The organism is Leptospiraceae bacterium (genome assembly GCA_016708435.1).
Classification (GTDB): Bacteria; Spirochaetota; Leptospiria; order Leptospirales; family Leptospiraceae; genus UBA2033.
On the sequence record JADJFV010000035.1, the window covers coordinates 170,436 to 182,426 of the forward strand.

Here is an 11,991-nt window from a genome sequence, read left to right on the forward strand (position 1 = left end):
CCTCAAATGCTAGTTCAATACATATTATTAATGCGTGTTCACCAGTGGATTAAGAACACCATTATATTTGCAGGGATCATCTTCGGTCACAAGTTATCAGACACAGATGCCTTATTAAAAAGCTTCTTTGCGTTTATCATATTTTCTGTAATTGCTAGTTGCCAGTATGTAGTGAATGATTATCTCGATAGAAAGGAAGATGCACTTCATCCTGAAAAGAAACATCGCCCTCTTGCCTCCGGCAAAATTGAAGCAGGTCTTGCTCTTCTGATAACTGTTTTTATTCTTCCGATTTCCTTGATACTTTCTTATACACTCCATCCTTACTTCTTTGCACTCTGTAGTTTTTATTTCGGATTCAATCTAGTATATAGCAAATATTTAAAACATATTGTTATCTTAGATGTGATGAGTATCAGCATTGGTTTTGTTGTGCGTGCCATTTCGGGAGCGGTTGTGATTGGTGTAAGCTTTTCGTCTTGGCTTTTACTTTGCACTTTTATGCTTGCTCTCTTCTGGGGATTTAGCAAGAGAAGAGGAGAACTGATTCTATTAGAAAAATCAGCAACTTCTCACCGCAAAATTTTAGAAGAATACTCTCCTCAGTTTTTAGATTTAATGATGTCGATTGCATCTACAATGACATTGATTAGTTACGTCATGTATACCATTAGCCCCGACACGATTCAAAAGATGGGAACAGACAAGCTTGTATATACAATTCCTATTGTTGTCTACGCAATTTTTAGAAGTCTATACATCATCTACATCAAGAATATGGGGCATAATCCTAGTAAGGCGATACTCACCGACATAAGCGTGTTAGCCTCCGGACTCGTATGGGTTCTCATGGTGACAGTGATTCTATACTTTAAAATACCTTCTATCCAATGAAAGTATTTCGCAAAATCTTAGAGTATTCCTTTTATATTTTAGTCGTCCTTTGCTTTACTTTTTTGCTTTCACTCTTCAATGGGAATGGCAGGAAATTAATCTTTCAACCTGCTGATTATCCTTTACTGACAGAGTCAAAGATTTCACCTGAGTTTAATCAAAAAAACAAAGTCATTTATTTTTGGGCAACCTGGTGCAGTGTATGTCAAACAAATCTTAATCTATTTAAGAGCAGCTACTCTATGTTAAATGGTAAATACAATACAGAGTTTATCTCGGTAGAAGAAGGCGGCGGGAATGCTTTGTATGTAAAGAAATATATAGAGAAAAATGAAATCAATTTTCCTACTGTGTTTGGAAATCAAGCACTCTTAGAGGCTAATAAGATTTATGCGTTCCCCACAACAGTCTTTGTTAATGAAAAAAATGAAATTAAATTTATTGATACAGGAATTATGAATCCACTCAGTATTTGGATTCGAATCCTGTTTTTATATTGGAGTTAAAATGATTGATTTAAAAACGTTACAAAAATTAAAATTGGAATTATTCAATAGTCTAATAGCAGAAGCTAACCAATCTCTTACTAAATTACCAAAAGAGCATCGCAAAAAGTCTGAGTCAATTCTAAAGCAATACATTGATACAAAGTCGATTGCAGGTCTTGAGTTGTGGGTAAATGGAGTATCCGAACATCTATATTTTTCAGAAGCAATGAAAGATTTAAAAGAAATCGGAAATGATTCAACTTTACTAACAGAATTTCAATCAGCTTTCACTGAAACCTTGAAAGCTGATTTTGGAGTAGAGGATTTTCGCTTTATTGAATGGGAAAGGGCTAAACCAACGTATCCGACACTGCAAGGTCTATTAAAGACTTACTGCGACCAAGCGCTTACTCCTTGTTATACCCTAAATGACAATGTATTTCTCGGAACAGAATCTGATTTGACTACTTTCGAGAAAGCAGATGGTCCTTCTAAGAAAGGAGTGAAAGTAAAAATAGTTCGTAAGAAAACTCCAAAGGAAAAGCTGATTCAAATCCAAGAAGCGCAAGAATTCTTAGAAGCATTCTGGCCTGATGGATTTGCGTTATACAAGCTATTAACCGATAAATTGCATATTGTTCAATCGAATGGACTTGTAAGTTACAGTCATTTTCATGAGCAGGGAATTTCGTATATTAACTTTATAGACAGAGATATACTTGAGTCTATTGATGATTTGATTCATGAAAATGCTCATCATCATCTCAATTTAATCCTAAAGAAATACAATCTGATTAAAAAAGAATTTAAAGATGATATTTTTTATTCTCCCTGGAGAAAAACGCTAAGACCTCTTTATGGAATCTTTCATGCTACGTTTACATTTTCCTATGCTGCTTTACTTTTTTACCATATTGCAAAATCAGAGAATTGGACTTATACAGACTTAGATGAAACCTATAAGCAGAGAGCCTACTTTCGATTTGCCGAAGAAACTCTTTATGTTCAGTATTCTCTCTTTGATTTACACTGGGCTATCGACAAAGGACTATTTACCGCAAAAGGAATTAGCTTGATTGAAAGCCTGGAAAAATACAACCAAGAATGTCTTTCTTTCTTACCAGATGTAAAAAAGAAAATCAAATCTAAAGACTTAAGGCATGAATTAGACCAAGTGCAAAAGGTATTACGGGAATGCAGAGCTAAATACAAATTAGCTTAAAGAGAAAATTTAACAGAACGGGGTTAAAAAATTTGAATTCACACTTGTAATCAAAGCTATCGGTGTGCATCGGTGTTTATCTTTTTTTCAGATCTTCCAGTATATTCAGGTTCATCTTTTCGATTAAGTCGCTTTCGAAGTTAAAACGATTGTGATTATCTTCAGAGGAGAATTGAATCATTCCTTTGGCAAAGAAGTATAACCCAAACCAATAGTTAAGTCTTTGTGCTCGGTTTGATTGAAATACAATGTCACCATTCTTTTTTAGGAGTCGAAATTTTTCACTTAGTTCAATGGTTTGAAAATAAGGAACTAGGGTTAGAGTAAATACTGTAAAGAAAGGCAAATAGCGATTATTCTCTTTACGGGTTTGGATTTCTATTTCAAGAATCAAATCTGCTTTTTCTATATCAGTTTGGATATTTGGAAATTGACCACTGTCTTTCAATTGAGCAAGAAGAGCATTGTAGCTAGATTCGGATTTGCCCTTAAATCCATTTCTATAGGACTCTTGGTTAAGAATGAAATAAACCGAAGACGTTACCGGCTGATTCATATTTGCCGCTTCTGGAAACAGGGGAAGAGGATTTCCTTTTTGTATGACCGCGCATTTTAAAATGAGTAACAGTAGAAGGAATCTCATTTTGCCTCCCAGTTCTTTAAGATGTTTTGTATTGCGAGATTTAGCATTTCACTTCGTTTCAAGTTTGCCTCTGTAGCCTTATCATAGTAAAGCAAATTACTATTAAACTCTGTTTGCAGTTGAATTGGAATTCTCGCTTTCTCCTGATTTTTATTATTGTATGCAATTAAATTTCCTGAATAGTCCATTTTACTAATTGTATCCGGTCCTCCTAAAAGACTGTAGACTAAAAACCCATAGGAACTTCTTACCAAGTATTGACTGATTGCAAGACCGGTAAGACCAACTGGGAATAGTAAGTGATGAAATTTTTCTTTTTCTTCTAATTTGGAAAATTGAAACTCTAAAATGATAGCATTCTCAGGAAGCTTTGTGTCTTTCGAGTAGAGTATATTTACTTTTTCAAATTGATTTAATTCTCTTACAAACTTATAGAGAGTATAAGTAGTAAATGTATTTACATCCTCTTTGGGATTATCGTGATTAAACTCCGGCAGGCTAACAAGCTTTATCCAAGCATGGAGATTCTTCTTTTCTTTTACAGAAAGAGGGTCTTGGGCTGCGAAATGAATTTTGCTTTCTTGATAGGAAAAGCATCCTATGAATCCAGTTGGAATTGCTAATAGAATAAAAAAGTATTTCAAGATAAAAATAGGCAGATTCTTTTGCATAAAACAATCTTATAGGGCAAATAAAAAATACAAGTAGATAAATGTAGGATTGTGGTAACTTGTCCTAAAGAGAAAATTATTCTAGACTTTCTTTAGGATTGATTAATCTTGTTGTCTATGAAATCTATTAGTGCATTAATACTGACTTTTTTATTTTCCCTGTCCCTTTTTTCGCAGTCGAGAACGCCTGAAAATATTCTAGAGCCAAATAAATTTGAGACACCTAGAGAAACATATATAATATTTATGAAAGCGATGGAAGATTATCGGAAGGGAATGCAATCCAAGAATAATCAAATGATTGCAGAGCTTGACACAGCAGTGCGATGTTTAAATTTAGATGGCGTTCCCTTTGCACTGAGAACTGAGAAAGGTAGGGAATCTGCCATTTTACTGAAAGAAGTAATTGACAGAATTGCTGTTCTTGATCCTTCTAGTATTCCCGAAGTGGGGGATAAGCCTGATATACCACTTACGAAATGGACGTTTGAAAGAACGGAAATCTCAATGACAAAAGTAGAAAGTGGAGAGAGAGCGAATGAATTTTTATTTTCCCGTGAGACAGTTGCACGAGTGTATGAATTCTATGCAAAGACAAAGCATCTTTCCTATTTACCTAATAGCGGTGGAGGGGCAGGATACAAAGATCCCTGGTCAGAAAGTCTTCCCGGTTGGATGAAGTTTAAGATTTCTTCTATTTATGTCTGGCAGATAGTCGGTATTATCCTCTCTATTTTATTTGGTTATGTCATCAAATGGTTTACTAAATTTTTAACTCATTTCATTACTCGATTAGTAAACCGTGTGCCACAGGGAAAGATTAATTGGAAAGAAAAATTCCTATCTTTTTGTGATAAGCCTCTTTCTTATATTGTCACCATTGGATTTTGGTTTTTTTGTTTAGACGTTTTAGATATCGAAGGAGGAGCCTTTAGAGTCAGTAGCATACTCTTACAGATATTACTCAGCATAAACATTATTCGCCTCTTCTATGATTTGACAAAAGCATCTACCGAATACTTAGAAGTAGTCGCTAAGGAAAATAAGAATGATTTCTTAATTGATGCCCAGATTATCCCTTTGATTTCAAGAACTGCACGGATACTTGTCGTTTTACTCGGAAGCCTATTTGCATTACAAAATCTAGGTGTAAATGTAATGTCAGTGCTTGCAGGACTGGGAGTAGGAGGTCTTGCACTTGCACTTGCCGCAAAAGATACAGCGGCAAATCTATTTGGTTCTATCATGATTTTTCTAGATAGACCCTTTAAACTAGGCGATACAGTCATTGTAGGAGGAATAGAAGGAGATGTAGAAGAAATTGGATTTCGCTGCACACGAATTAGAACTTTCTATGATTCAGTAGTGTCTATTCCGAACTCGGAGGTAGCAAATTCAAAAATAGACAATATGGGGCTAAGAAGATATAGGCGCACAAATGTAACGATTGGACTTACCTATGATACTCCTCCGCAAAAGATAGAAGCATTCCTTGAAGGGATAAAGAATATCCTTCGTAAGAATGAACTAGTCGTTCAAGATAGAATTCATGTAATATTCAAAGGCTTTGGGAGTTCTAGTCTGGATATACTATTAAATTATTTTGCAACCGTTACAGAATGGGGGCAAGACATGATTTTGCGCCAGAATATTTATTTAGAAATTATCACTCTTGCCAAAGAATTAAAAATAGACTTTGCATTCCCTACGCAAACACTTCATATCGAATCGACACCGGGGCAAACAGCTATTAAGCGAGAACATTCACAATCTACAGAAGAATTAAAACAAACAGCAAAGAATTTTGCCAGAGAAGGAAAGTCTTCTCGTCCTACAGGTTTTGGTATATTCATTCATCCAAGCCGTGAGCATAAAAACACAGATGTTGGCGTTGAATTCAAGGAGCAGAGTTAACCATAGAAAAGAAGTATTCAAAAATAAAAATCCGAAAGGAATTGAATCAATGAAAAAAGCAATTTTAGTTTTGATTGGATTGACTATGCTCGTCCAATGCGGCTCTTTATGGAATGATGTTCCAATACTTGGAGATGTATTAGGTAATCAAGACGAGTTAGAGAAAAAAGATTTACAAAAAAGAAATCTTACACTCGCAGCGTTAGTCGCGAGCCAACGAACATCCAGTCCCTCTAGTGGAACCATTTCTGTCGGCTCAGATGGAGTCTCACGTGAATTTCGATCCTGCCCTACAACAGAGCCGATAAGTCCTAAGAGCGAGACTACTGCGACTAACGGCTCTATCACTATACGCGGGGGTTCCTCACAAGTAACCTCAAATAACCAGGATGCTTTTTTACAAAAGAAAGAGGGGAATAACGTTGTTTGGTGCTACTTGTATGATTCCTCTACAGACGACTCGGGGGTAAGCACGATTTACTTCAATGAGAAAAATCTTATCGTAGCATTCACTGTCACCGGTGGTAATACAAGTCTCAAAGCATCAACAGATGCATTTCAGAAAAGCTATGGTTCAAATGGGGGACCTAAAATAACCTTCCTAGCAATTCTAGATTCCGATACAGGAGCGATTCAAAGAGGGACTTTTTTAGGAACAAGAATGGACAGCAATTCACAAGGGAGAGTAAGTGGATTAGGCATTAGCTCCATCTCCGTTTCTGCTTCTGGCTCAATCGACTTAAAAGGAAGCGCTTGCTACGATGAAGGCACTGCAACTAATAGTATTGCAACAGATAAAAGTTGCTCGGTCGGCTGCACTGGAAATCCTCCTTGGTCAGGCTCTCTCAGTGCAACACTCTCTACCTTATCTTCTGGAAAATGTCTGTGATCGGATTACGACGCTTATCCGCACATGATGGAGTCATGGGAAGCCTTGGATAGTTTAGGGATGCCAATTTTAAAATTATATTTTTACGAAATGAACACTAAGGAAGGAATCAATGCTTGAAAAAAATAGACTTGCTTATTTAGATTTACTAAGAGGTTTTGCTATACTGGGAATTCTAATTTCTAATTTACCAATCATAGCAGAGCCGCCTTTCAGTATGGTTACTCATCACGATGATTTATCTCGTTGGGTAAAGCTTTTTAGTCTTTTCTTTGTGGCTGGCAAATTCTTTTTGATCTTTTCATTTGTATTTGGATATGGATTTACCATTTTACTTGCAAGCTCGGAGCGAAATGGTCTCGATGCAAAGAGAATTTTCTTTCGTAGACTCTTTGGTCTTTTATTTCTTGGAATCCTTCATGCCACATTATTTTTTAATGGAGATATACTTGTAACCTATTCATTGTTAGGCGTGGTTTTATATTCTTCCAGAAATATGAAAGATACCAAATTATTTAAAATTGTAGGATTGTTTTGGCTTATTTCTTTTCTCTGTTATGGACTTCTTGGAATTGTTTCTCATTACTCTTCCATGGAAGATCCAAACCTTACGACGAGAATGATACAAGATTCCTTAACAGGGTATTCAGGAAATTTCTTTTTAGCAGTAAAACAAAGAGTAAAGGAATTATCCTACACATTTCCATTTATCCTTTTATTTAATTGGCCTTCTGCTTTCTTTATGTTTTTGATTGGATTATATTTAGGGAAAAAAGAATCATTGGCTAATCCTGATTTGCTCTTTGAACGATTTCGCGGCAAATGGTTTTGGATCATTATTGTGGGGATCATTGGCAACGGATTTTTCTGTTTGGGGCAAATGAAAGAAACCTCTTATTTAGTTAGTTTCTTTTCTACAGCAATGCTCGCTGTCGGTGGAGTTTGCTTTGCTTTAGTCTACTGTTATGTATTATTTCAATTTTCTAACAGCGATAACTTCCTGCTTTCCAATCTGAGAGAAGCAATGAAGAGCGCGGGCACAATGTCTCTTACAAATTATCTTTCTCATTCTATCTTACTTTCTTTTATCTTCAACGGATGGGGACTCGGACTGTATGGAAAATTAAAACCCGAGATTGCATTACTCTTAGTCATTCCTATATACGGATTCAATTTAGTTTTCAGTTCTATTTGGAAGAAATATTTTTCTTTAGGACCCTTTGAAATTGTTCTAAGAAAATTTACGTATTGGAAATAATTTTACATATTAAAAAAAATTCTGAATACTTATTGCCCAATGAAATTTGAGTAGCATGGCTAAAAATCCTTTTTTCCTTTACAATTTATAACAATTAGATTAAACTAAGTAAAGGAGAAAAACAAATGCATACGATTACAAAAAAAGACAACCAAGTTTTCATTCAAATTCAGAATCCGAAAGAGAAGACAATCGAATCAATACAGGAATGTAAAGAGGGAAGATGCAGTTGTAAGACAGAAGAATACAAAAAAATGGAAAAGATTGAAATGGAAGAAAAGAAAGAAAATCTTTCCATCACACTTACTGCCAAAGAAGGAGAGGAAATTAACACTTCCGAAATAGAAAAATGCATTCAATATGCAACGGGAGAATAGTGGAAATTCCTAAAAAAACTTTGCTTACGAGAATTCATTGAATTATTTCATTTGTCCTTGACAAAGCAGAAATTTACTTGACATTAAGCACTACAATGTAGTATATCAAAAAAGTGAAGAAATATAAATCAAGATGGTTTCAAAAGTGGGCAAATAAGAACCATCTTTCTGATAAAGCTCTGATTGATTCCATTCAGGATTTGAAAGAGAATAAAGGGACTGTTAAGCTGGGCTTTAATTTATTTAAAGTTAGAGTTTCTTCTCGCAATCAAGGAAAGAGAGGGGCTTTTAGAACTATTGTTGTTTATGTATCGGATGTCCGTTCGATTTATGTTTTTGGTTTTTCTAAAAATGAATTGGATAATATTTCAAATAAGGAATTAGAAGATTTTAAAGAATTAGCTAGAACATACACGAACATGAATGAAAAGGAAATTAAAATCCTTTTAGAGCAAGATTCTATTTTTGAATTGGAGGAATAGTATGTCAAAAAAAATGAAAGAAGCAATTGTGGAGAATTTGCAAGATATTGTCAATGCAGGTATAAAAACTACATTTACTAAAAAAAGATTGGATGAACTCGGAGTAAAAATCCAAGCAACAAATATAAATCCCACTAAAATAAAAAAAGCTAGAAAGAATCTAAATCTAAGTCAATCCATATTTGCACAGTTACTGAATGTCAGCATTGCCTCAGTCAGACATTGGGAACAAGGATTGAGAGAGCCAACAGGTTCTACAAAAGTTTTATTGGAATTGTTATTAAAACAACCGCATATACTTGATTATAGAATTACAAAATCAAAACAAAATGGGCTCGATACAAAGTTTGAGTATTGAATGATGTCTTTAAGCATTCATCGAATTGTTTCATTTGTCCTTGACAAAACAATTATTGAATCGTAAATGATGTTTACAATAAAGTAGATGGCATTGCATAATTCGATTCTGTCTTAGTAATTGATCATGAAAAAAATATTCTATACCTTTCTTTTTTTTGTTCTTATAGTTGCAGGCATTTATTGCGCTGCCTATTTTTATATTAGTAGTAAAGCTTCTGCATTACCGATCAACTCACCCATCCTATGTAAGAATCATCCAAATTCAAAATTGCCTAGAATGGTTGCAATTGGTGATAGCATTACTCATGGCCGAGTTAGTTTTAATTATGTAAATAGTTTGGAAGAAAAATTTGGAACTCATTATGAATTTGTAAATGCGGGAATTAATTCCAACCTTGCTTTTAATGTATTAAATCGCATTCAAGATATAATTGATTGTAATCCAGAAAAGATTTCTATATTGATTGGAACAAACGATGTAAACTCTACCTTAGATGAAGCAAGAAGGAATCGCTATAAAAAGGATATGCAATTACCCCAAGATCCAGATAAAGCTTGGTATGAAAAAAATCTAAGATTAATTATCGCTACCTTAAAAGAAAAAACCAAAGCAGAAATTGCAATTTTATCTTTACCCGTGATCGGAGAAATTTTAACCTCAGAAGAAAATCGAAAGGCAAAAGAATATTCTGATTCAATCAAAACAATCGCTTCTGAATTAGGAATCACTTATCTTCCACTGAATGAGAAAATGCATTCATATCTTTTAGAAAAAAAGAATCTTGTGAATATTTGCAGTGGAGATTTTAACCTTTACAATGGAGCATTTATAAATTATTTTTTATTAAGTGAATCGTGGGATCAAGTTTCACAGGAGAATGGTTTTTATTTAGTAACAGATTGCCTGCATCTAAATGCTGTTGGTGCTAGAATGATTTCCGATCTAATTGGTGAGTTTTTAGAAAAAGGAAATAGATTGTAACCATCCTCCTTGGCTTTAGAGCTGACTGAATAGTAAACAGGGCATTAGTTGCTCTTTATAGCTATGAAAAAAAAATCCCTCTCTATCCAATGGATAAAGAGGGATTGTTCAATGACACCTTTGAGGATAATTGTTATTTAACGAAGCTTAGGTCTTTTACTTTGAAGACTTTCACATCGTCTTTGGTTCCTTTCTTTTCAGCTGCGGTTACTATTACTTCGTCGCCGATTATTTGGATGATAGATCTTTGGCTTATAGTCGCTTCACTTCTGAGTTCGAATTCTAATTCTGTATTAAACTGTGCAACGTAGGCATCATTTTTCAAAAGCTCGATAACATAGATTTTACCGTCTGCATAGACCATAGGTGAATCAGGGGACAGTTTAATTCCTTCTGAAGAGCGTTTGAGGTCATAGTCTGCTCCAGTAGAAGTCATGAAAATACGAAGGTCTTTTTTAGTTGGTGCACTTGCATCGTATCCAATTGCTAATATTCCAGAGCCAGGAATAAATAGAAATTCTCTTGCATTGATTCCGGGATGATTGGTTCCTGCAATGAAAGTTGTGAATTTATCTTTAGGAACTTCAGGTCCTGCGGGTAATGCAGAGTTGACTGTAGTAGAGCCAATGGTGGTTGTAGTTGTAGTAGTCGTAGTCGCGGTTGTTGCAGTTGATGTGGTTTCTTTTTTGTTTTTTGAGTCTAGATACGCAATGTATTCTTTTTCAGAAGTGATGTTTACTTTTCTCATCTCTTCTCTTCGTTTGTTGAGTGCAAGTTTATCGGAAATGCTTTTTACTTCGGCAGGATTTGCAGTCATCATACGATTGTTTAATTCATCGTTTTCTGAAATCATTTTTTTATTTAAAAAAGTATCAATTTTCTTTTTTTGCTCATCTCCGTCTTTTTGTAAAACTAAATCAGATTTGGTTTGGTCGACTAGCTCAAGAGAGGCAATGTCTATTGCATATTTCTTAAGAATATTTTTTTCTATTGGAAGTAGAATTTGGGATTGACCGTTTATATTTTCAGCAGTGGCTACAGCCGGTAAGCCGATTTTTTCTTTCCTAACGCCTAATACTGCGTTTGTGCTATAATTTTTGATTAGGTAGTCTTGGTTGTTTCTATTCTTTGTGTTGTATAGAACTATGAATTGAGCAAGAGTATCTGCATCTTCAGTGGTATATTCGAAATTATCCGCAATGTAAGAACTTAAGATAGTAGTAACAGAGGCTAATTCTAATTTTGCGTCTCCTGTAACTTCTAATACATCGGCTCCCAATTTTCCTTCCTCGTTTGAAACATATCGCTTAATGATTATTCCAGAAATGCTATGTGCTTTTAAACTATCTGATTTGATCGCCGAAGATAGTTTCTTTCCGAGTGCCAAGTCTTGCTTCTTTTGTTCTTCTGCGGAAACTTTTGTTTCTAGGGCTTTTTTTTCTACTGTAGTTGTCGTTTTGCTACTTGTGGTAGTTGTTGTTTTAGTAGTCTTTGTGGTTTTAGTGATTTTTGTGCTTTTCTTTTTTGATTTTTGGGCAAAGACACTTCCTGTTGATAAAATCAGGATGAGTGAGAAAGAAATGCCTTTTATGATTTGCTTGAATAATTGTGCCATCGAATTGTATTCTCCAATAATTTTTAACTAATGCTTCAAATTATACGTTCCTTTTTAGGAAGAGATAGATATAATTTGAGCCTATTAATCACTTTTTCTAGTGGAAATGATTTATTCAAGCATATTATATAAGCTTTTTGTTTGTGTCACTGACATTAACGACTATAAATCTTATTTAAAAATTCATTGACTATTG

The 11,991-nt window shown here is 34.7% G+C and carries 13 protein-coding genes; 10 read left to right on the top strand and 3 right to left on the bottom strand.

Features of this window, described 5'->3' with window-relative positions:
• Nucleotides 1-6 precede the first annotated feature (6 nt).
• From IPH52_26095 to IPH52_26105, 3 genes are read left to right on the top strand one after another with little or no spacing between them, the layout of a single operon-like run.
• Nucleotides 7-894 (top strand): decaprenyl-phosphate phosphoribosyltransferase, encoded by an 888-nt coding sequence (locus IPH52_26095; GenBank protein MBK7058458.1) that lies wholly within the window; start codon nucleotides 7-9, stop codon nucleotides 892-894.
• Nucleotides 891-1,400 (top strand): redoxin family protein, encoded by a 510-nt coding sequence (locus tag IPH52_26100; GenBank protein ID MBK7058459.1) that lies wholly within the window; start codon nucleotides 891-893, stop codon nucleotides 1,398-1,400. Before IPH52_26095 ends, IPH52_26100 begins: the two co-directional genes overlap by 4 nt.
• A 1-nt stretch (nucleotide 1,401) precedes the next feature.
• A complete protein-coding gene (locus tag IPH52_26105) occupies nucleotides 1,402-2,604 on the top strand; it encodes a hypothetical protein (GenBank protein MBK7058460.1) in 1,203 nt (400 codons plus the stop codon).
• 76 nt (nucleotides 2,605-2,680) lie between these two features.
• Here IPH52_26105 and IPH52_26110 read toward each other — a convergent pair whose 3' ends face one another.
• Nucleotides 2,681-3,247 carry a hypothetical protein gene (locus IPH52_26110; GenBank protein ID MBK7058461.1) on the bottom strand — a complete coding sequence of 189 codons (567 nt, stop codon included), beginning with the start codon at nucleotides 3,245-3,247 and terminating at the stop codon, nucleotides 2,681-2,683.
• Complete coding sequence (locus tag IPH52_26115; GenBank protein MBK7058462.1) at nucleotides 3,244-3,918, bottom strand: hypothetical protein; 675 nt, start codon at nucleotides 3,916-3,918, stop codon at nucleotides 3,244-3,246. Before IPH52_26115 ends, IPH52_26110 begins: the two co-directional genes overlap by 4 nt.
• Nucleotides 3,919-4,035: 117 nt before the next feature.
• Here IPH52_26115 and IPH52_26120 point away from each other — a divergent pair, with 117 nt between their 5' ends.
• The 7 genes from IPH52_26120 to IPH52_26150 all read left to right on the top strand — a co-directional run bounded on the left by IPH52_26120 (nucleotide 4,036) and on the right by IPH52_26150 (nucleotide 10,180).
• A complete protein-coding gene (locus IPH52_26120; GenBank protein MBK7058463.1) occupies nucleotides 4,036-5,832 on the top strand; it encodes a mechanosensitive ion channel family protein in 1,797 nt (598 codons plus the stop codon).
• A 49-nt stretch (nucleotides 5,833-5,881) separates the two neighbouring features.
• The gene (locus IPH52_26125; protein ID MBK7058464.1) at nucleotides 5,882-6,721 is read left to right on the top strand and encodes a hypothetical protein; all 840 of its coding nucleotides are present in this window, start codon (nucleotides 5,882-5,884) and stop codon (nucleotides 6,719-6,721) included.
• Between the two features lie 112 nt (nucleotides 6,722-6,833).
• A complete protein-coding gene (locus IPH52_26130; GenBank protein MBK7058465.1) occupies nucleotides 6,834-7,979 on the top strand; it encodes a DUF418 domain-containing protein in 1,146 nt (381 codons plus the stop codon).
• A gap of 125 nt (nucleotides 7,980-8,104) precedes the next feature.
• Nucleotides 8,105-8,356: a hypothetical protein gene (locus IPH52_26135; protein ID MBK7058466.1), complete on the top strand. Its 252-nt coding sequence runs from the start codon at nucleotides 8,105-8,107 to the stop codon at nucleotides 8,354-8,356.
• Nucleotides 8,357-8,469: 113 nt separating this feature from the next.
• Nucleotides 8,470-8,838 (top strand): type II toxin-antitoxin system RelE/ParE family toxin, encoded by a 369-nt coding sequence (locus tag IPH52_26140; GenBank protein MBK7058467.1) that lies wholly within the window; start codon nucleotides 8,470-8,472, stop codon nucleotides 8,836-8,838.
• Nucleotide 8,839: 1 nt separating this feature from the next.
• Nucleotides 8,840-9,196: a type II toxin-antitoxin system MqsA family antitoxin gene (locus IPH52_26145; GenBank protein MBK7058468.1), complete on the top strand. Its 357-nt coding sequence runs from the start codon at nucleotides 8,840-8,842 to the stop codon at nucleotides 9,194-9,196.
• 126 nt (nucleotides 9,197-9,322) lie between these two features.
• Nucleotides 9,323-10,180: a hypothetical protein gene (locus IPH52_26150; protein ID MBK7058469.1), complete on the top strand. Its 858-nt coding sequence runs from the start codon at nucleotides 9,323-9,325 to the stop codon at nucleotides 10,178-10,180.
• A 133-nt stretch (nucleotides 10,181-10,313) separates the two neighbouring features.
• Here IPH52_26150 and IPH52_26155 read toward each other — a convergent pair whose 3' ends face one another.
• Nucleotides 10,314-11,795 carry a hypothetical protein gene (locus IPH52_26155; GenBank protein ID MBK7058470.1) on the bottom strand — a complete coding sequence of 494 codons (1,482 nt, stop codon included), beginning with the start codon at nucleotides 11,793-11,795 and terminating at the stop codon, nucleotides 10,314-10,316.
• Between the last annotated feature and the right edge of the window lie 196 nt (nucleotides 11,796-11,991).

What these genes read in the sequence shown, in the direction of transcription:
- IPH52_26095 (MBK7058458.1), top strand. Translation starts at nt 7, where the DNA reads ATGCTAGTTCAATACATATTATTAATGCGTGTTCACCAGTGGATTAAG.
- IPH52_26100 (MBK7058459.1), top strand. Translation starts at nt 891, where the DNA reads ATGAAAGTATTTCGCAAAATCTTAGAGTATTCCTTTTATATTTTAGTC.
- IPH52_26105 (MBK7058460.1), top strand. Translation starts at nt 1,402, where the DNA reads ATGATTGATTTAAAAACGTTACAAAAATTAAAATTGGAATTATTCAAT.
- IPH52_26110 (MBK7058461.1), bottom strand. Translation starts at nt 3,247, where the DNA reads ATGAGATTCCTTCTACTGTTACTCATTTTAAAATGCGCGGTCATACAA.
- IPH52_26115 (MBK7058462.1), bottom strand. Translation starts at nt 3,918, where the DNA reads ATGCAAAAGAATCTGCCTATTTTTATCTTGAAATACTTTTTTATTCTA.
- IPH52_26120 (MBK7058463.1), top strand. Translation starts at nt 4,036, where the DNA reads ATGAAATCTATTAGTGCATTAATACTGACTTTTTTATTTTCCCTGTCC.
- IPH52_26125 (MBK7058464.1), top strand. Translation starts at nt 5,882, where the DNA reads ATGAAAAAAGCAATTTTAGTTTTGATTGGATTGACTATGCTCGTCCAA.
- IPH52_26130 (MBK7058465.1), top strand. Translation starts at nt 6,834, where the DNA reads ATGCTTGAAAAAAATAGACTTGCTTATTTAGATTTACTAAGAGGTTTT.
- IPH52_26135 (MBK7058466.1), top strand. Translation starts at nt 8,105, where the DNA reads ATGCATACGATTACAAAAAAAGACAACCAAGTTTTCATTCAAATTCAG.
- IPH52_26145 (MBK7058468.1), top strand. Translation starts at nt 8,840, where the DNA reads ATGTCAAAAAAAATGAAAGAAGCAATTGTGGAGAATTTGCAAGATATT.
- IPH52_26150 (MBK7058469.1), top strand. Translation starts at nt 9,323, where the DNA reads ATGAAAAAAATATTCTATACCTTTCTTTTTTTTGTTCTTATAGTTGCA.
- IPH52_26155 (MBK7058470.1), bottom strand. Translation starts at nt 11,795, where the DNA reads ATGGCACAATTATTCAAGCAAATCATAAAAGGCATTTCTTTCTCACTC.